Below are 17,631 nucleotides of genomic sequence, written 5' to 3' on the forward strand. Positions count from 1 at the left end.
GAGGAGCGTGAGCGTCAGCTGGCGGCCGCATTCCTCCACGCTCGCTGATCTCTCGCCGAGCCACCGCGGGCGGTGCCCCGCCGCGTGCCCCGCGCGCCGCTGCTGTGCCGCGCCGGATCCCCGCCCGCCCCGAACGAGGGTGCCGTTCGAGCAACGACATTGCCCGAAGGTGCCGTTCGTTCGGGATGGGGCACGCCCGGCACGCCCGGCGCCCGGCGTCCGGCGTCCGGCGTCGCCGGTGTGGTCGGGGTGGGCCGTGTGGTTGCGGTGGGCCGTGTGGTTGCGGTGGGCCGTGTGGTTGCGGTGGGGGGCGTGGGCGCGGGCGGCGTGATGGGGGAACCGGGGGCCGTGAGTTCCGTTCCGTCGGGCCGGGGGAGACTCGGCACCGTGAGTGTTGACGACGATCCCCTGGCCGCCGCGCTCGCTGCCGCAGGGCTGGGTGACGTCCGGCCCGGTGAGACGCGTCCGCCGGAGCCGACGATCGAGGTCGTCGACCCGGAGCCCGACGAGCCCGTCGCACCACCGGAGTTGTGGCCCGAGGGCGTCGGAACCGGTGTCGGCTCGATGCCGGGCACCGATCCCACCGAGGCGTCGGCCGTCGTCACCGGCGAGACGCCGGACCTGCCCGCGCTGCCCGAGCTGCCCGCCCGAGGGGTCGGTGCGGACATGATCGGTCGCACGGCGGGCCTGCTGGTGGACATCGCGACCGAGGTCGTCCCGACCGGGTGGCGGGTCACGGCGCGGCCGGGCCGGGACAAGCGCAGGGCCGCCGATCTGCTCGCGTTCGACGTGGACGCGTTCGACGAGGCCTGCGACCGCATCGGCTCGGCGTGGGTGAAGGTGCAGGCCGTGGGCCCGTGGACGCTCGCGGCGTCGATCGAGCTGGCGTCCGGGCACCGGGTGCTGACCGATCACGGTGCCGTCGCCGAGTTCGCGGCGAGCCTCACCGAGGGGCTGCGCGCGCACGTCGAGGAGATCGCCGCCCGGACCGGGGCGCGGGTCCTCGTCCAGCTCGACGAGCCGTCGCTGCCCGCCGTGATCGCCGGGATCCTGCCGACCGCGTCCGGGTACGGGACGGTCCGGTCGGTCCGCGGGCCGGACGCCGCGGACCGCCTGCGCGAGGTGATCGCCGGGCTGGGCGCGCCGGTCGTCGTGCACTGCTGCGCCGACCGCCCGCCGATCCGGCTGCTCGCCTCCACCGGCGCCGCGGCCGTCGGGATCGACGCGACCCGCCCCGCGTTCTCCGGCGGTACGGCGATCCCGGCCGCGCTGGACGCCATCGGCGAGACCTGGGACGCGGGCATCCCGATGATGCTGGGAATGCTGCCGTCCACCGCCCCCGCGCCGGAGCCGGAGATCGGCGACCTGGCCCGCACCGGGTTCGAGCTGGCCGACCGTCTCGGGTTCGGACGCGAGCGACTCGCCCGGCTCGCGCTCCCGGCGCCCGCCTGCGGGCTCGCCGGCGCGACGCCCGAGTGGGCGCGCCGCGCACTCGGACTCTCCAGCGAGCTCGGCACGGCGTTCGCCGACCCGGACGAAGTCCCGCCGGAGGCCGGAGACGGCTAGTGCCCCGTCAAGGAACGTCGGTGCCGAAATCGGCGGCTCCAGGCGTTCGCCGGCAAGGCGCCGGCCGGGCCTCGTACCGGGCGTACTCGGCCCGGTCGGCAACGCCGCCGGCGGGCGCCTGGGCCGCCGAGTTCCGTGCCGAACGTTTCTGGACGGGGCACTAGTGCCGTGTCGCGCGACGGTGGCGCCGGACTCGGCGGATATCCAGGCGTTCGCAGGCACGGCGCCGCCCGTAGCTCATACCGACGGGCCGGCACGCCGACGTCGCCGACCCGGTCGCCGCGCTCGTGCTCGGCGCCCCGCCGCCGCCGGGCGGCGGCCGCCCCGGCAGGTGGTCAGTGGTGACGGGCCGCGGGCGTCTTCGTACGGGCGGCAACGCCGCCTGCGAGCGCTGGGCCTCCGAGCCCGGTGCCGGACGTTTCGCGATGCGGCACCGGTGTCGGGCGTCGGGATCGTCACATTTGACGATCTGCTCTAACACGCCGGTGCGCCGTTCGACGTAATGGGCGTGACCACGTCGCAGCAACCCCGGCCCGGCCGCCACGCGCGGCCCGACGACTCCGACGGCAGCCTGCCCTCGGGGCCGTCGTCGCTGCCGCCGGTGCCGCGACCGCGGACCGTGGGGGAGTACGTGACGTCGACGCAGGTCGAGCAGACCGGACCGATCGGACCGGGCTTCGGGGAGTGGCCGTTCGGTCCCCGCAGGCAGGCCGACGGAGGCCGTGAGCCCGTCGGCGACGAGGACGACGAGTTCGCCGGGCAGAACCCGTACCTGCCGTGCGAGGAGGAGGCGGCAGAGGTCCGGCTCGCGCCGGGTGGGCTGCCCGGGACGCTCGCGCTGGTCGCCGGTGTCGTCGGGATCGGGTTGGCGCTGGTGCCGTTCATCGCGATCGCCGTGTGGCCGGTGACGATCCTCGGGCTGGTACTCGGGTTCGTCGGTCTGCGACGGGTGCGTGCCGGCTCGGCCCGCAACTCCGTCGTCGCCGTGGCCGGGATCGTGCTGTCCGCGGTCGGCCTGGCGCTCTGCGTGACATGGTTGTCGTTGTTCGCCGTGGTCGGGGTCGGATCCGCCCAGGACCTCATCGAGCGGACACCGATCCCCGTGCTCGTCCGATAGCGGCTACGGTCGGGGTCGTGCTCGACGATCGACTCCTGCTCGGCCCCGGGCCCTCGAACCCGTACCCCGAGGCGACCGAGGCGCTCACCCGTCCCGTGCTCGGCCATCTCGACCCGGCCTACCTGGCGCTGGTCGGTGAGATCTCCGACCGGCTGCGGGCGGTGTTCCGCACCGCGAACGAGCTGACGCTTCCGGTCTCCGGGACCGGCTCGTCGGGCATGGAGGCGTGCCTGGCGTCGCTGCTCGAGCCGGGCGACACGATCGTCGTCGGCGTCAACGGCTACTTCGGCGAACGGCTCGTGCAGGTCGCGATGCGGCTCGGCGCCGAGATCGTGCGCGTCGAGGCGCCCTGGGGCACGCCGCTGGACCCGGGTGACCTGCTCGCCGCCCAGCGTGCGCACCCGCATGCGGTGCTGCTCGCCGTCGTCGCGGCGGAGACATCGGTCGGCGTGCGCAACGACGTCGCCGCGCTCGGCACCGAGCTGGCCTCCACCGACACGTTGCTGCTGGTGGACGCCGTGACCGCGCTCGGCGGCACCCCGCTGGAGGTCGACGCATGGGGTGTCGACGCGTGCTACTCGGCCTCGCAGAAGTGTCTCGGCGCGCCGCCGGGGCTGGCCCCGGTGACGTTCGGTGAGCGCGCGGTGGCCCGGATGCGGGCACGGAGCACGCCGGTGTCGTCGTTCTACCTGGACATGGGCCTGCTGCAGCAGTACTACCAGGCCTCGCCGCCGGTGTATCACCACACGGCGTCGTCGGTGCTGGCCGCGTCGCTGCACGCCGGACTCGGGCGGCTGCTCGACGAGGGACTCGAGGCGACCTGGGTGCGCCACGAGCGCGTCGGGAAGGCGCTGCAGAACGGGCTCACCGATCTCGGCTTCGGGATGGTCGCCGACGAGAAGGCGCGCCTCCCGCAGCTCACCGCCACCACGCTGCCGTCCGGCAAGGAGGAGGCACCCCTGCGGCGTCGCCTGCTCGACGGGTACGGCATCGAGGTCGGTGGCGGGCTCGGCGAGTTCGCCGGGAAGGCCTGGCGGATCGGGCTGATGGGGCACAACGCGACCGACCGGTCCGTCGCGACCGTCCTCGGTGCGATCCGCGACGTGCTGGGCTGAGCCGGGCGGTCAGCTCGTCGCGGAACGGACACCCTCGAGCGCCTCGAGGATCAGCTGCCGGCCGTGCTCGGCGTGGTCGCGGGCGACGCGCTCGGCACGGTCGCCGTCGCGGTCGACGATGGCGTCCAGGATCGCGGTGTGGTCCTCCCACACCCAGGCCGGCGCGTCACCGCGGTAGAGGACCTCGCTCATCACGCGCTGCACGTTCTGCCAGATCACACCGGAGCTCTCCAGCAGCAGCGGGTTACCGGACTGCTCCATGACGAAACGGTGGAAGTCCACGTCGGCGGTGACCATGTGCGCGAACGCGCGGTCCCGCTCGGCCTGCCGTCCGGCCTCGACCAGCGACTCCCCGCGGATGCGCACCTCGGGCGTCAGTCCCTCGAAGGCGGCCGACCGCGCCGCGTAGCCGTCGAGCACGGCCCGCAGGCCGTAGAGCTGGCGCACGAACTCCGCGTCGACCGGGGCCACCTCGACGCCACGACGGCCGACCTCGCGCAGCAACCCCTGGTTGCGCAGCAGCAACAACGCCTGCTGGACGGGTTGGCGCGACACCTCGAACCGGTCGGCCAGCTCCTCCTGGCGCAGCCGTGTCCCCGGGGCGAGGCGTCCCGTGCAGATGTCGTCGACGATCGCGTCATAGACCTGCTGCACGCGCGACGGTGGCGTCGGAAGCGCGGTCATCCGCAGTCCTCCCCGTACGACACTCGCCCCTCCGACCTCGTTCGTGCACCGGTGTCGGGATCAGGATAGTCGGCCGGGTGGGCCGTCCGGACGGATGTGCCGCTTCGATTTGACTACTGAATTCAGTATGCGGCAGGTTGGTGGTCCACGTCACCCCGGAGCCGGGAGTGCTCCGAGTGTGGACCTGCAACACCGATGTCGCTCAGTGAGTCGCTCAGTGAGGAGCAGTGCATGACCGGGGATCCGTCCAGAACCGTCGCGGAGCTGATCGCGACGTTCCTGCACGAACGAGGGGTCCGGCGGGTGTTCGGCCTGCAGGGCGGGCACATCCAGCCGATATGGGACCAGCTCGCCCGCCTCGGTGTGTCCATCGTCGACGTCCGTGACGAGGCGGCCGCCGTGCACCTCGCGCACGCCCACTCCGAGCTGACCGGCGAGATGGGCGTCGCGCTGGCGACGGCGGGCCCCGGCGTCACGAACACGGTCACCGCCGTCGCGAACGCGTCGGTCTCCCGGATCCCGCTGATCCTGATCGGCGGCTGCCCACCGCGGCCGCAGTCGAACAAGCACCCGCTGCAGGACATCCCGCACACCGAGATCCTGGCGCCGGTCACCCGCCAGTCGCGCACGCTGCGCTGGCACGACGAGGTCCTGCGGGAGTTCGACGAGGGGTGGTCCCGCGCGCTGGGCGACGCGGGCGAGCCGGGCCCGGTCTACCTGGAGATCCCGACCGACGTGCTGCGCGAGACGCCGGCCCCCGCGACCGTGCTGGACGAGCACCTCACGCCCCGCCCGAAGCACCGCTCGCTGCCGCACCCCGACGACGTCGCGGCGATCGCGTCGCTCGTCGGAAAGTCGTCGAAGGTCGCCGTGATCACCGGCCGCGGCGCCCGACCGGCCCGGGACGCGCTGATCCGCTTCCTGGACGCGTCCGGCGCCGCCTACCTGGACACCCAGGAGGGCCGCGGGCTCGTCCCGCCCGACCACCCGGCCGTCGTCGGCGCGCTGCGCTCCCGCGTCATGCGCGACGCCGACCTGGTGATCACCGTCGGGCGCCAGCTCGACTACCAGCTCGGCTTCGGCTCACCGGCTGCGTTCCCGAACGCCACGTTCGTACGGATCTCCGACTCGGCCGGCGAGCTCTACGACAACCGCCGCGGCGCCGTCGAGATCCTCGCCGACGTGCCGTCCACGTTGGACGCACTCGCGGACGCCACGTCCGGCGACCCGGCCTGGCGGGACGAGCTGCGAGCGGCCCACCTGGAGCGCTTCGACGGCTACCGGGACAAGCTCGCGTCGGCTCCGGCGGGCGAGGACGGGCTGATGCACCCGAACCACATCTTCGCCGCGCTGCAGGACGTCGACCTGAACGGCGCCACGGTCGTCGCGGACGGCGGGGACCTGCTGTCCTTCGCCCGGCTCGGCATCCCGTCGACGGCCCGGTACCTCGACGCGGGCGCGTTCGGCTGCCTCGGCGTCGGCGTCCCGTTCGCGATCGCGGCGGCGCTGAACAACCCGGACCGGCCGGCCATCGCGGTCACCGGCGACGGCGCGTTCGGCATCAACGCGATGGAGGTCAACACGGCCGTCCGGCACGGCGCGAAGATCGTCGTGATCGTCTCGAACAACTCCGCCTGGAACATCGAGCGCTACGACCAGGCCGAGAACTACGGGCTCGTCGTCGGCACCGAGCTGGAGCACAACGACTACGCCGCGCTGGCCGAGGCACTCGGCGCGCACGGCGAGCGGGTCACCGAGCCCGGCCAGATGGCAGGAGCCCTGAAGCGGGCGCTGGACAACGCGCCGGCCGTGATCGACGTCGTGACCAGCCGCGACGCGCCGTCGCCGGATGCGGGCAAGGGGCTCGGCTGGGTCCCGGACTACCAGGCGCTCACACCGTGGAACGACGCCGAGGTCGAGCGGAGGAAGGGCTGATCATGGCAGGCGACGCGATGGAGGAGTGGCACTGGCCTGCGGGCTACGACCAGGAGTACCTCCCTGATCCGGACAGCCCGTACTGGTTCCCGAACCGGGAGACCATGGATCCGGAGGAGCGCGACGCGGCGATCCTGGAGCGGCTCCCGCAGGTGATCCAGTACGCCTACGACAACTCGCCGTTCTACAAGCGCAAGTACGACGAGGCGGGGCTGGAGCCCAAGGACATCACGACGTGGGAGGCGTTCTCCCAGGTCCCGGTCGTCGTGAAGGAGGAGCTGCGCCAGGCGCAGATCGACGCGCCGCCGTTCGGTGACTACGGGTGCATCCCGGACAGCGAGGTGCACCACATCCACGGGACCTCGGGCACCACCGGGACCCCGACCGGGTTCGCGATCGGCCGCCGCGACTGGGAGGTGATCGCGGACAACCACGCGCGGATCCTCTGGGGCATGGGCGTGCGCCCCGGTGACACCGTGTTCGTGTCCGCCCTGTTCTCGCTCTACCTCGGTTCCTGGGGTGCCATGTCCGGCGCGGAACGCCTGCGCTGCAAGGTGTTCCCGTACGGAGCGGGCGCCTCCGGCATGACCAGCCGGGCGCTCGGCTGGCTCGCCCGCACGCAGCCGAAGGCGTTCTACGCCACACCGTCCTACGCGCTGCGCCTGGCCGAGGTCGCCGAGGAGGAGAAGGTCGACCCGCGCGAGTTCGGCATCAAGATCATGTTCTTCTCCGGCGAGCCGGGAGCGTCCGTCCCGGCGGTGCGGAACAAGATCGAGAAGGCGTTCGACACGCGCGTCGTGGACTGCGGGACGATGGCCGAGATGACGCCGTTCATGTCGGCGTCGGCCACCGACGGCAGCCCGGACGGGATGCTGCTCTGGCAGGACATCGTCTACCACGAGATCTGCGACCCGGACACCTACAAGGCCGTCCCGTACGGCGACGAGGGCACTCCGGTCTATACGCACCTGGAGCGCACGTCCCAGCCGATGATCCGGCTGCTCTCCAAGGACCTCAGCCGCTGGGAGATGAAGGAGAACGGCTGCGGGCGCACGTACCCGAGCATGCCCGTCGGGGTCTACGGCCGGATCGACGACATGATCCACATCCGGGGCGAGAACGTGTACCCGACGGAGATCGACAACGTGCTGCGCGAGATCTCCGGGTACGGCGGCGAGCACCGGGTGATCGTCACCCGCACCGGCTCGATGGACGAGATCAAGGTCCGGGCCGAGTACGACGGCTCGGACACCTCGGAGTTCGAGAAGGCCGCGTCGTCGGGCCTGCACCGCGTCGTCGGGCTGCGGGTCGGCGTCGAGGTCGTCGAGAAGGACACGTTCGAGCGCAGCGAGCACAAGGCCAACCGCGTGGTCGACGAACGCGAGCACACGAAGAAGCAGTAGCCGCGCACGCTCTCCCCCACGTTCAGATCCGAGCACGAGGAGAAGGTCAATGACGACCACGGAGCAGAAGCTCACCGTGGACCAGGACGCCCGCACCGCGGAGCACGCGTCGATGTTCATCGACGGCGCGTTCGTCCCGGCCGGATCGGGCGGCACGTTCGAGACCGTCGACCCGAACACCGGGAAGACGATCGCCCAGGTCCCCCGCGCCGACGGAACCGACGTCGACAAGGCGGTCGCCGCCGCCAAGCGGGTCGCCGTCGACTGGCAGTTCACGGACGCGCTCGGGCGTGCCGCGCTGCTGCGGGCGCTGGCCGAGAAGGTCACCGAGAACGCCGACGAGCTGGCCCGCCTGGAGGCGCTGGACTCCGGGCACTACCTGGCCAAGGCCCAGGAGCTGGTCGGCGCGATCCCGATCTGGCTGGACTACTGGGCGTCCCTGGCGGACAAGGTCGGCGGCCGCCAGATCGAGGTCCCGGGAAACAAGCTGTCGTTCACGCTGCTCGAGCCGCTCGGCGTGACGGCGCACATCATCCCGTGGAACTACCCGCTGCTGATCCTCGTCCGCTCCTGCGCGCCGGCGCTGGCGCTCGGCAACACGTGCGTCGTGAAGCCGGCCGAGGACACGTCGCTGTCCGCGCTCAAGTTCGCCGAGCTCGTCAAGGAGGCGGGCTTCCCGGACGGCGTGTTCAACGTCGTCACCGGCTACGGCGGCGAGGCGGGCGCGGCGCTCGCGTCGCACCCCGACGTCGCGGGCATCACGTTCACCGGCTCGACGGCCACCGGCAAGGAGGTCGCCAAGCTCGCCGCCGACCACGTCGCGCAGGTGAACCTGGAGCTCGGCGGCAAGAGCCCGACCGTCGTGTTCCCGGACGCCGGGCTGGAGGACGCCGTCGAGGCCGCCGTGCAGGGCTTCTGCTCGCACGCCGGTCAGGTCTGCGTGGCCGGGACGCGGCTGTTCGTGCACCAGGACATCAAGGACGAGTTCCTGACCGCGCTCACCGAGAGGCTGAACCAGGCCACGATCGGCGACGGGTTCGCCGACGGCGTCGAGATGGGCCCGCTGATCTCGAAGACCCAGTACGACAAGGTCCGCGAGTACATCGAGGTCGGCAAGAGCGAGGGCACGCTCTACTACGGCGGCGGCCGTCCGGAGGGCACCGACGAGGGCGGGTTCTTCGTCGAGCCCACCGTGTTCACCGACGTCGCGAACTCGGCGCGGATCGCCCAGGAGGAGATCTTCGGGCCGGTCGCCTCGGTGATCACCTGGTCGTCCGAGGACGAGCTCGTCGAGGCCGTCAACGACAGCCCGTACGGCCTGTTCGCCGTGCTGCTGGGCAGCGACATCAAGCGCCTGCTCTCGACCGCCCGCCGGCTCCAGGTCGGTGGCGTGATGATCAACGACTGGTTCGGCGAGCTGCCGATGACCCCGCACGGCGGGCACAAGCAGAGCGGTACCGGCCGCGAGGAGGGCCTGGAGGCCGTCCACGGCTACACGCAGGTCAAGCACGTGTCCATCAACCTCGACGACTCGCTGCGGGCCGGGACCGAGTGGCCCGGTGCCCCGCTGTAGGCCCTTCGACCAGGACAGGAGACACCACCATGAGTGACGCAGCACTGGGGGAGGCGCCCGCACCGTTCGGGGCGCCGGAGGGGACCGCCCTCCCGGGAGAGGCGGGCGGCTTCTTCGAGGTCGGCCGGCCCCGCATCGGCGGTCTGCTGCACCCGATCTCGTTCAGCGACCTGCAGGCGCAGGTGATCAAGGCCGTCGCGGACACGATGATCCCGCCGGACCCGAAGTGGCCGACGGCGAGCGAGATCGGCATCGTCGAGTTCGTCGGCCGCTACGTGACGCCGAGCGGGTACCGGAACAAGCACTTCCCGTTCGCAGGAGAGGACGAGTTCAAGGCCGGTCTCGACCAGCTCGGGCAGTCCTTCGTGGACGGTGACACGACGTTCCGGACCAACGCGATCGCCTCGCTGGAGAACGCCGAGGACCCGCTGTTCGAGCAGCTGCGGGCGCTCGTCTACTACGGCTACTACTCGCGCCCGCGGGTCACGCTCGCGATCAACGACAACCTGCCTGCCGGCCGCGACTACCACGGCCCGCCGCTGCCCTACGGCTACCTGCAGACCACGGAGCCGTGGGACGAGGAACTGCTCGCGCAGGCCGAGGAGAACGGCTCCTACCTCGAGACCGACGAGGTCGTGCGCGTCGACCTCTCCAAGCTCACCTGGACCAAGTGAGGAACGCATGGCCGCATACGAGGAGACCGACGTCCTGATCATCGGGGCGGGCCCCGGCGGGGCCGGGATCGCGCTCAAGCTGGCCAAGGCCGGCGTGAACGTGGTGTGCCTGGAGCAGGGCCCCTGGGTCCAGCCGAACGAGCACCCGCACTACCACGACGAGTGGGAGCTGGAGAAGCAGCGCGGGTGGGCCTACGACCCGAACGTGCGCCAGCTGCCGGAGGACTACCCGGTCACCGGCACCACGACGCCGTACATGATGAACAACGTCGGCGGGTCCACCGTGCACTACGCGGGGCACTGGCCGCGCTACAAGCCGGTCGACTTCCGCAAGGGGACCGAGCACGGTCTCGAGGGGACGATCGACTGGCCGATCTCCTACGAGGACCTCGCCCCGTTCTACGACGAGAACGACGAGATCTACGGCATCTCCGGCCGGATCGGCGACCCGTCCTACCCGGACCGCAAGCAGGCCGTCCGTGACCCGGAGGTACTGCCCGGCAAGCTCGGCCTGAAGTACGCCAAGGCGTCGCGCGACCTCGCCTGGCACTGGTGGCCGTCCGACAACGCGATCATCACGGTGGACCGGGAGAACCGGAAGGCCGACCAGGCGACCGGCAACGAGCTGTCCGGCAGCCCGACCGGGTCGCTGTCCACGCCGGCCAACGCCCACTGGCCGTTCGCCATCCGGCACGGGGCCGACCTGCGGACGTTCGCCCGGGTCGAGACGATCAACGCCGACGGCGGCAAGGCCACCGGCGCGACCTACATCGACCGCAGGACGGGCGACCGGCACGAGGTCCGGGCCAAGATCGTCGTGCTGGCGGCCAATGGGATCGGCTCGCCGCGCCTGCTGCTGCAGAGCGCGCAGAAGGGTCACCCGGACGGGCTGGCGAACTCGAACGGCATCGTCGGGAAGTACCTGATGCACCACGTGTTCGCGTTCTGCGACTCGTGGTTCGACGAGCCGGTGGAGGGCTTCAAGGGCGCGTTCGGAGCACCGCTCTACTCGCACGAGTTCTACCACACGGACATGGACCGGGGATTCGTCAACGGTTTCGGCATGCAGGTCGCGCGCAGCTTCGGACCGGCCTACGCCGCGATGGGCACGCACACCGGCTACACCGCTCCGTGGGGCGAGAAGCACCGCGAGTTCTTCGACGGACACTTCGCCAACCACCTGATGGTCTTCATGTTCGGCGAGGACCTCCCGGTGGAGACGAACACGGTGACGCTCGACCCGGATGTCAAGGACTCGTCCGGGCTGCCGGCCGCGCACGTCAACTACGAGCTGCACCCGAACGACGTCGCGCTCGCGGAGTACGGCATCGAGAAGATCTTCGAGGCCACCCGTGCGGTGGGTGCGGTGGAGACGAACGACACCGGCGTGCTCTACCCGCCGCCGGCCTGGCACCTGATGGGCACCTGCCGGATGGGCAACAACCCCGGCGACTCGGTGCTCAACAAGTGGTGCCAGACCTGGGACGTGCCGAACCTGTTCGTCGTGGACGGCAGCACGCTCACCACGGGCGGCGCGGTCAACCCGACGAGCACGATCGGTGCCCTGTCCCAGCGGACCGGCGAGTACATCCTGCGCAACTGGGACGCACTCGTCGCACAGACGACGACGCCGTCGAACGCGGACGCGCCGGAGATGTGACCCACCCCTGACCGAACGAACGGCACCTTCGGGCAATCACATTGCTCGAAGGTGCCGTTCGTTCGCGGAGAGGGGGTGCGGAGGGGGGCGCGGAGGGGAGGGGTGCGGAGAGGAGGGGCGCCGGGGCGCGGTCGGGCGCCGGGCGCGGTTGGGCGCCGGGCGCGGAGGGGAGTGGAAAGGGGGCGGCGCGAGGCGGGGCGGGCGGCTCAGTTCAGCTTGCGCGTGTCCGCGGGCAGGCCGCCGCCGGCGTAGACGTCCTCGGCCAGCTTCGCCAGCGCGGTGAGCGCGACGTTCTGGCTCCACGGTCCGTAGGACACCCGGGACACGCCGAGCTCCTGCGCGCGGGTGAGCGGGATCGAGCCAGGGATGCCGATCAGGTTGACCTTGCGCTCGCCGAGTGCCTCGACCAGGCGTCCGACCTGCGTCTCGTCGAGCTTGCCGGGCACGAAGTAGTTGGACGCGCCCGCGTCCAGGTAGGCGCGCCCGCGCTCGACGGCGTCGGCCAGCACGTCGTCGGGGTCGCGGTCGCCCGCCTTGAGGAACACGTCGGTGCGCGCGTTCAGCACGAAGTCGATACCCGACGCCTGCGCAGCCGCCACGGCGGCCTCGACCGCCTTCACGGACTCGTCGAGCGGCCTGGCCTGGTCCTCCAGGTTGCAGCCGACGGCACCCACCTCGATCGCCTTCGTGACGGTCCCGCCCGGGTCGCCGTAGCCGGCCTCCAGGTCGGCGGTGACCGGCAGGTCGCCCGCCGTCCGCACGATCAGCCCGATCTCGGAGATCATCAGGTCGCGCGGGATGTTCTCGCCGTCGGCGTACCCGCGGGAGGCGGCGATGCCGTGGCTCGGGGTGGCCAGCGCCCGCGTCCCGGTCGTCTCGGCGACGACCTTCGCGGTGATCGCGTCCCACACGTTGACGACGAGCAGCAGCTCCGGTGCGGCGTGCAGCTCCTGCAGCCGTGTGGCCTTCTCGGCGGTGGAGGTCATGTGGTCACCGTAGGCCGGGGGCCGGGGGACCGCCCGGCCGAGCCGGCCGAGCGCACCGAGGCGGTCCGGGTCGTCGTTGCCCTGGGGCGGGTCGGCGTCGGCGGGCTCGTCCACATGGGACTCCCGACGCCCTCTCTTCTTCCTGGACGCGTGAGTCACTCGTCCACGACGGCGACGGGCGGGTCCGGCGACGGCCGCCGCTCCCCGTCGTCGCCGGACACCGGCAGTCCTTCCCGGACCCACCACTCGAAGCCGCCGATCATCTCCTTGACCGGCACGCCGAGCCGGGCGACCGCGGGTCGCGCCGTTGCAACCGGGTCCCCAGCAGTGGACGACGGCGGTGGCGCCGACCGGCACGACGTCGCGCCCGTGGTCCGCGACCGCCGCACGCGGGAGGTGCACCGCACCCGGCACGTGCCCGTGGCGAACGCCTCCGCCGAACGCCCTGCCCGGCGAGCAGCGTCCCGGTCGCGCACCGACCAGGTTCCGGCCACGGTGATGATCAGTCGAACCAGGACCGGCCGTCGCCGTCGTCGCGGCGGTCGCCCCCGGAGGTGAAGCCGCTCTCGGTGAGGTCGGGGCCTGACGGTCGTTCCTCGTCGGGGCCGTCCGGACCGAGCTCGATCAGCGTGCGCAGGCGGGCGGCGTCGGCGGTCAGGGTGCGCTGCAGGGAGCGCCGCAGGCCCGGCACGAAACGCAGCAGGCCGGGTGGGCGCACGCGCGTCTCCAGACGGATGCGACACCCGTCGTCGCCGATCGCCGTGACCTCGCGGGAACCCTCGGCGTCCACTCCGGACGTCGTGCGCCACGAGAACCGGCGGCCGTCGTCGACGGAGGTGACCTCGCCGTCGTTGCGCATCGTCCGGCCGGCCGCGCGGAGCCACTCCACGGTCGTCGTGCCGCGCCGGACCGGACCCGACGGCGTCGGCACCATCGACCGGACACCCTTGCGCCACTGGACGTCCCGCGCGTAGTCGGCGACGACCGCCCACGCCTCGGCAGCCGGCGCGTCCACCTCGACGGCGGCCTCCAGGACGATCATGCCGCACCGGCCCCGGCGGGCAGGACGGCCGACCAGAACGCGTCGACGTGCGCCTGGTCGCGGTTGTGGAACCAGAACTCGGCGACGCGGCCGTCCTCGATCCGCATCAGGTGCACCGTGAGGTTGTCCAGGCGGGCGTCGCCCCGGTCGGCGCGCACGCGCACGTAGGCAGCGGCGTGGTGCGAGCCGCCCATCACGTCGAGCACCTCCATGCTCGCGCCGGCCGACGACGAGGCGCCGAGGAACGCCAGGACCGCGTCGCGGCCGCGGTGGGCGCCGCCGTTCGGGTGCGAGCCCGGGTCGTGCAGCACGACGTCCGGGGCGAGCAGGTCGAGCAGCGCGGACGGGTCGGAGGCGGCCGCGGCGTAGAGGCGGCGGGCGATGACGTTTGCTTCCATGCATTGAAAATTAGACATCGAAATATATGGCGTCAAGAGTCGAGCGTTAGGCTGGCCCGGTGAGTGATCAGGATCCGGTGGACCGGCTCGTGGACCAGTGGCGCCGGGAGCGCCCGGATCTCGACGACGAGGGGCTGGACGCGATGGCGACGATCGGGCGCCTCGGGCGTCTGGCGGCCGTCGCCGGCCCGCTCGTGGACCGGGTGTTCGCCCGTCACGGCCTGCGCACCGGGGAGTTCGACGTGCTCGCGGCCCTGCGCCGGTCGGGGGAGCCGTTCGTGCTCACGCCGTCGGAGCTGGCGCGCATGATGATGCTGTCCGCGGCGGCGATGACCAACCGGCTGGACCGGCTGGAGGCCGCCGGTCACGTGGACCGGCGGCTCGACCCGGACAACCGGCGCAGCATCCTCGTCTCACTGACCGCGTCCGGGCGGGCGCTCGTCGACGAGGTGGTGACCGAGCACGTCCGGAACGAGCGCGACCTGCTGTCCACGTTGGACCGGGCGGACCGCAGGGCGCTGGACGACCTGCTACGACGTCTGCTGGCCGGGCTGGAGAAGCCCCCTGGCACGTGACCGGACCGCCCACGCCGGGACGGCCAGGTGCGCGTCCACCCACCGCCGCAGCCGGTCGGTGTGGAACTCGGTGAGGCTCGCGAACCCGTGGCCGACGACGAGCATCGCGACCGAGATGCCGGCGAACGCGGCGATCGACCACGCCGACGGCGCCCACCGGGTGTCGGCGGTGCGGAACAGCGTCGCCGAGAACAGCACGAGCAGCGGCAGGTGCACGAGATAGAGCGAGTACGACGCGTTCGCGTACGCGCCGACCGATCGGGTGACCCGTCCGACCGCACCGTCGCCGACCGTGACCGTGCGCAGGCCGAGCAGGAGTACGCCGGTCGCGAGGCCGAGCGCGAGGTCAGCCGCCACTCCACCGCGGGGCAGCGTGACCTGCACGGCGAGGAATGCCGCCGTCGCGAGCGGTCCGGCTGCGCGCAGCGCCACCGTCCGGCCACGGCGCCCGGCGAACGGGGCGAGCAGCCGAGGTTCCTGCCAGGCGATCGCCGCGCCGAGCAGCCACGCCGGGAACAGCGCCAGCACCGGAAGGCCGACACCGACGGCGATCGCGGCGGCGAGCACCGCGCAGACGACCCGGACGGCCGGGCGCCGACCGGCGACCACGGCGCAGAGCGCGAGCGGCAGCAGGAGGTAGTAGGCGAACTCGTAGGTCAGCGACCACAGCGGGATGTCCCCGCCGAACTCCGGCACGACGATGCCCTGCAGGAAGAACACGTTCCCCAGGCCCGTGCCGGGTCCGATGTGGTCGGCCATGCCGGGGACGGTCACGCCGTCGTAGGCAGGGGTGCCGAGGTAGACCTCGGTGGTGCCGAACCGGGCGAGACCGAGCGTCGCGGCACCCCAGGCCAGCACGAGTGCGGGCACGAGCACGATCCACAGCCGGGTCAGGCGCCGCAGCAGGTAGCTGCGCCACCGGAACCGTCCGTCGCCGATCTGGCGGACGACCGTGCCGCCGACCCAGTAGCCGGACAGCACGAAGAACACGATCACCGCGGCGTGCCCGAGGTGGGTCAGGGCGTAGAAGCCGGCGTTCGCCATGCCGTGCGTCACGTCGTCCCAGTCGCGGAAGAACAGCGCCCGCACGTGGGACACGACGACCAGCACCGCGGCGAGCGTGCGGAGCACGTCGAGCGGAACGTCGACCGTCCGCTCCGCGGCCTTCGCGGGGTCTGCGGGGCGCACCCCGAGGACCTCGTCGTCCCGTGATACCCCGTTACATTACCGCGAACGGAGTATCGCTAGATCACCCGGTCGACGTACCCGCCGGCATCGCGTCGAGTCGCAGGTCCGGGTACTTCCGCATGACGATGTCCATCCGCCACTTGTTGCTGAACAGCGCCAGGTACGCGCCGTCGGTGTCCCGGCGCAGCACCTCGGTCTCGGACTGCGCGGACAGCACCTGGAACGCCTCGGCGTCGGTGAGCCGGGCCTCCTTGTACGGGAGCCGGTCCATCGTCACCGGGGCGCCGAACTCGGTCTCCAGACGGGCCGACACGACGTCGAACTGCAGCGGTCCGACGGCGGCGAGAACCGGCGCCTGGTCTCCGCGCAGGTCCGAGCGCAGCACCTGGATCACGGCCTCGGTGCCGAGCTGCTCGATCCCCTTGCGGAACTGCTTCGTCTTGCCCGCGTCCTTGCACCGGACGACGGCGAAGTGCTCCGGGGCGAACGCCGGGATCGTCGGGAACTCGACCGGGCCGGACGCGTAGAGCGTGTCGCCCGGCTTCAGCGCGGTCGCGTTCACCAGGCCGACGATGTCGCCGGGGAACGCCTCCTCGACGGTCGTGCGCTCGTTGCCGAACACCGACTGCGCGTACTTCGTGGCGAACGGCTTCCCGGTGGCCGCGTGGGTGAGGATCATGCCGCGCTCGAATCGTCCGGAGCACAGGCGCAGGAACGCCATCCGGTCCCGGTGCGCCTTGTCCATGCCGGCCTGGACCTTGAACACCATGCCCGACGTCGGGGCGTCCAGCGGGCGGTCGTGTCCCTCGACGTCGGCGCGCGCGGCGGGCGCGGGCGCGAGGTCGACGAGCGTGTCGAGCAGCCGGGCGACGCCGATGTTGGACAGCGCGGAGCCGAACAGGACGGGCGTCGCGATCCCGGACAGGAAGTCCTTCTCGTCCCAGGTCTGGCCGATCTCGTCGAGCAGCCCGAGCTCGTCCTGCGCCGTCCGCCAGAACTCGGGCTCCTGCGCGGCGATCGTGGTCGCGTCGACGGCCGTGGCGGTCGCCTTCGTGGCGCCGCCCGCGGCACGGGTGAACGCCGTGTACGCGCCGGTCTCGCGCTCGACCAGACCCCTGAACTGCCCCGCGATCCCGACCGGCCAGGTCAGCGGCATCGGGCGCAGGCCGATCGTCTGCTCCACCTCGTCCAGCAGCTCGAGCGCCTCGCGGCCGGGCCGGTCCCACTTGTTCACGAACGTGATCACCGGGACGCCACGGGACCGGCAGACGTCGAACAGCTTCAACGTCTGCGGCTCGAGACCCTTCGCGGCGTCCAGCAGCATCACGGCGGCGTCGACGGCCGTGAGCACGCGGTAGGTGTCCTCGGAGAAGTCGCCGTGACCGGGCGTGTCCAGGAGGTTGATCACCTGGTCCCGGTAGGCGAACTGCAGCACGGCGGAGCTGACCGAGATGCCGCGCGAGCGCTCCATCTCCATCCAGTCACTGGTGACGCCCTTGCGGCCGGACTTGCCGTGCACCGCGCCAGCCGAGTCGATCACCTCGGCGTGCAGCGCGAGGGCCTCGGTCAGCGTCGACTTGCCGGCGTCGGGGTGCGAGATGACGGCGAACGTGCGCCGGCGGGCGGACTCGGCCAGTACCTGTTGCGCATCACTCACCGCTCCAGTCTAGGTGCGGTCGCCGGAGCCCGATGTACAGGCGGAACTGAACAGTCTA

Annotated in this window: 16 protein-coding genes; 9 read left to right on the top strand and 7 right to left on the bottom strand. The window is 72.0% G+C overall.

Annotation, left to right across the window (positions count from 1 at the left end; translation table 11 throughout):
* Positions 1 to 528: 528 nt before the first annotated feature.
* The 3 genes from EV378_RS23750 to EV378_RS23760 all read left to right on the top strand — a co-directional run bounded on the left by EV378_RS23750 (position 529) and on the right by EV378_RS23760 (position 3,798).
* On the top strand, positions 529 to 1,566 hold the full coding sequence (locus tag EV378_RS23750; RefSeq protein WP_279389681.1) for a methionine synthase: 1,038 nt from the start codon (positions 529 to 531) through the stop codon (positions 1,564 to 1,566).
* Between the two features lie 508 nt (positions 1,567 to 2,074).
* The gene (locus tag EV378_RS23755) at positions 2,075 to 2,683 is read left to right on the top strand and encodes a DUF4190 domain-containing protein (RefSeq protein ID WP_132429650.1); all 609 of its coding nucleotides are present in this window, start codon (positions 2,075 to 2,077) and stop codon (positions 2,681 to 2,683) included.
* Between the two features lie 17 nt (positions 2,684 to 2,700).
* Positions 2,701 to 3,798 carry a pyridoxal-phosphate-dependent aminotransferase family protein gene (locus tag EV378_RS23760; protein WP_243653736.1) on the top strand — a complete coding sequence of 366 codons (1,098 nt, stop codon included), beginning with the start codon at positions 2,701 to 2,703 and terminating at the stop codon, positions 3,796 to 3,798.
* Positions 3,799 to 3,807: 9 nt separating this feature from the next.
* Here the strand turns inward: EV378_RS23760 and EV378_RS23765 are convergent, their stop codons facing one another.
* Positions 3,808 to 4,482, bottom strand: a complete 675-nt coding sequence (locus EV378_RS23765; RefSeq protein ID WP_132429651.1) for a GntR family transcriptional regulator — start codon at positions 4,480 to 4,482, stop codon at positions 3,808 to 3,810.
* A 231-nt stretch (positions 4,483 to 4,713) separates the two neighbouring features.
* Between EV378_RS23765 and EV378_RS23770 the strand changes: the two genes are divergently transcribed.
* The 5 genes from EV378_RS23770 to EV378_RS23790 are packed head-to-tail and all read left to right on the top strand — an operon-like array spanning position 4,714 to position 11,727.
* Complete coding sequence (locus EV378_RS23770; RefSeq protein ID WP_132429652.1) at positions 4,714 to 6,417, top strand: thiamine pyrophosphate-binding protein; 1,704 nt, start codon at positions 4,714 to 4,716, stop codon at positions 6,415 to 6,417.
* A 2-nt stretch (positions 6,418 to 6,419) separates the two neighbouring features.
* Positions 6,420 to 7,820, top strand: coding sequence for a phenylacetate--CoA ligase family protein (locus EV378_RS23775; RefSeq protein WP_243653737.1), 1,401 nt, complete (start codon positions 6,420 to 6,422; stop codon positions 7,818 to 7,820).
* 49 nt (positions 7,821 to 7,869) lie between these two features.
* Positions 7,870 to 9,393, top strand: a complete 1,524-nt coding sequence (locus EV378_RS23780; RefSeq protein ID WP_207908843.1) for an aldehyde dehydrogenase family protein — start codon at positions 7,870 to 7,872, stop codon at positions 9,391 to 9,393.
* Between the two features lie 29 nt (positions 9,394 to 9,422).
* On the top strand, positions 9,423 to 10,067 hold the full coding sequence (locus EV378_RS23785; RefSeq protein ID WP_132429653.1) for a gluconate 2-dehydrogenase subunit 3 family protein: 645 nt from the start codon (positions 9,423 to 9,425) through the stop codon (positions 10,065 to 10,067).
* A 7-nt stretch (positions 10,068 to 10,074) separates the two neighbouring features.
* Positions 10,075 to 11,727 carry a GMC family oxidoreductase gene (locus EV378_RS23790; protein WP_132429654.1) on the top strand — a complete coding sequence of 551 codons (1,653 nt, stop codon included), beginning with the start codon at positions 10,075 to 10,077 and terminating at the stop codon, positions 11,725 to 11,727.
* Positions 11,728 to 11,933: 206 nt separating this feature from the next.
* Here the strand turns inward: EV378_RS23790 and EV378_RS23795 are convergent, their stop codons facing one another.
* From EV378_RS23795 to EV378_RS23805, 4 genes are all read right to left on the bottom strand, one after another.
* Positions 11,934 to 12,713 carry an isocitrate lyase/phosphoenolpyruvate mutase family protein gene (locus EV378_RS23795; protein WP_132432661.1) on the bottom strand — a complete coding sequence of 260 codons (780 nt, stop codon included), beginning with the start codon at positions 12,711 to 12,713 and terminating at the stop codon, positions 11,934 to 11,936.
* Positions 12,714 to 12,868: 155 nt separating this feature from the next.
* Positions 12,869 to 12,991: a hypothetical protein gene (locus EV378_RS36815; RefSeq protein WP_279389660.1), complete on the bottom strand. Its 123-nt coding sequence runs from the start codon at positions 12,989 to 12,991 to the stop codon at positions 12,869 to 12,871.
* Between the two features lie 224 nt (positions 12,992 to 13,215).
* On the bottom strand, positions 13,216 to 13,755 hold the full coding sequence (locus EV378_RS23800; protein ID WP_132429655.1) for an SRPBCC family protein: 540 nt from the start codon (positions 13,753 to 13,755) through the stop codon (positions 13,216 to 13,218).
* Positions 13,752 to 14,153, bottom strand: coding sequence for a nuclear transport factor 2 family protein (locus EV378_RS23805; RefSeq protein WP_165922448.1), 402 nt, complete (start codon positions 14,151 to 14,153; stop codon positions 13,752 to 13,754). Before EV378_RS23805 ends, EV378_RS23800 begins: the two co-directional genes overlap by 4 nt.
* Positions 14,154 to 14,212: 59 nt before the next feature.
* Here EV378_RS23805 and EV378_RS23810 point away from each other — a divergent pair, with 59 nt between their 5' ends.
* Positions 14,213 to 14,728 carry a MarR family winged helix-turn-helix transcriptional regulator gene (locus tag EV378_RS23810; RefSeq protein ID WP_207908844.1) on the top strand — a complete coding sequence of 172 codons (516 nt, stop codon included), beginning with the start codon at positions 14,213 to 14,215 and terminating at the stop codon, positions 14,726 to 14,728.
* Here the strand turns inward: EV378_RS23810 and EV378_RS23815 are convergent.
* The gene (locus tag EV378_RS23815) at positions 14,684 to 15,916 is read right to left on the bottom strand and encodes an acyltransferase family protein (RefSeq protein WP_132429657.1); all 1,233 of its coding nucleotides are present in this window, start codon (positions 15,914 to 15,916) and stop codon (positions 14,684 to 14,686) included. The two genes, EV378_RS23810 and EV378_RS23815, sit on opposite strands and share 45 nt — an antisense overlap.
* A gap of 61 nt (positions 15,917 to 15,977) precedes the next feature.
* Complete coding sequence (locus tag EV378_RS23820; protein WP_132429658.1) at positions 15,978 to 17,573, bottom strand: peptide chain release factor 3; 1,596 nt, start codon at positions 17,571 to 17,573, stop codon at positions 15,978 to 15,980.
* Positions 17,574 to 17,631 lie beyond the last annotated feature (58 nt).

The organism is Pseudonocardia endophytica (assembly GCF_004339565.1).
In the GTDB taxonomy this organism is placed as follows: Bacteria; Actinomycetota; Actinomycetes; order Mycobacteriales; family Pseudonocardiaceae; genus Pseudonocardia; species Pseudonocardia endophytica.

Excerpts from the sequence above, each read along its gene's own strand:
- EV378_RS23765 (WP_132429651.1), bottom strand. The coding sequence starts at position 4,482 with ATGACCGCGCTTCCGACGCCACCGTCGCGCGTGCAGCAGGTCTATGAC.
- EV378_RS23770 (WP_132429652.1), top strand. The coding sequence starts at position 4,714 with ATGACCGGGGATCCGTCCAGAACCGTCGCGGAGCTGATCGCGACGTTC.
- EV378_RS23775 (WP_243653737.1), top strand. The coding sequence starts at position 6,420 with ATGGCAGGCGACGCGATGGAGGAGTGGCACTGGCCTGCGGGCTACGAC.
- EV378_RS23780 (WP_207908843.1), top strand. The coding sequence starts at position 7,870 with ATGACGACCACGGAGCAGAAGCTCACCGTGGACCAGGACGCCCGCACC.
- EV378_RS23785 (WP_132429653.1), top strand. The coding sequence starts at position 9,423 with ATGAGTGACGCAGCACTGGGGGAGGCGCCCGCACCGTTCGGGGCGCCG.
- EV378_RS23790 (WP_132429654.1), top strand. The coding sequence starts at position 10,075 with ATGGCCGCATACGAGGAGACCGACGTCCTGATCATCGGGGCGGGCCCC.
- EV378_RS23795 (WP_132432661.1), bottom strand. The coding sequence starts at position 12,713 with ATGACCTCCACCGCCGAGAAGGCCACACGGCTGCAGGAGCTGCACGCC.
- EV378_RS23800 (WP_132429655.1), bottom strand. The coding sequence starts at position 13,755 with ATGATCGTCCTGGAGGCCGCCGTCGAGGTGGACGCGCCGGCTGCCGAG.
- EV378_RS23805 (WP_165922448.1), bottom strand. The coding sequence starts at position 14,153 with ATGGAAGCAAACGTCATCGCCCGCCGCCTCTACGCCGCGGCCGCCTCC.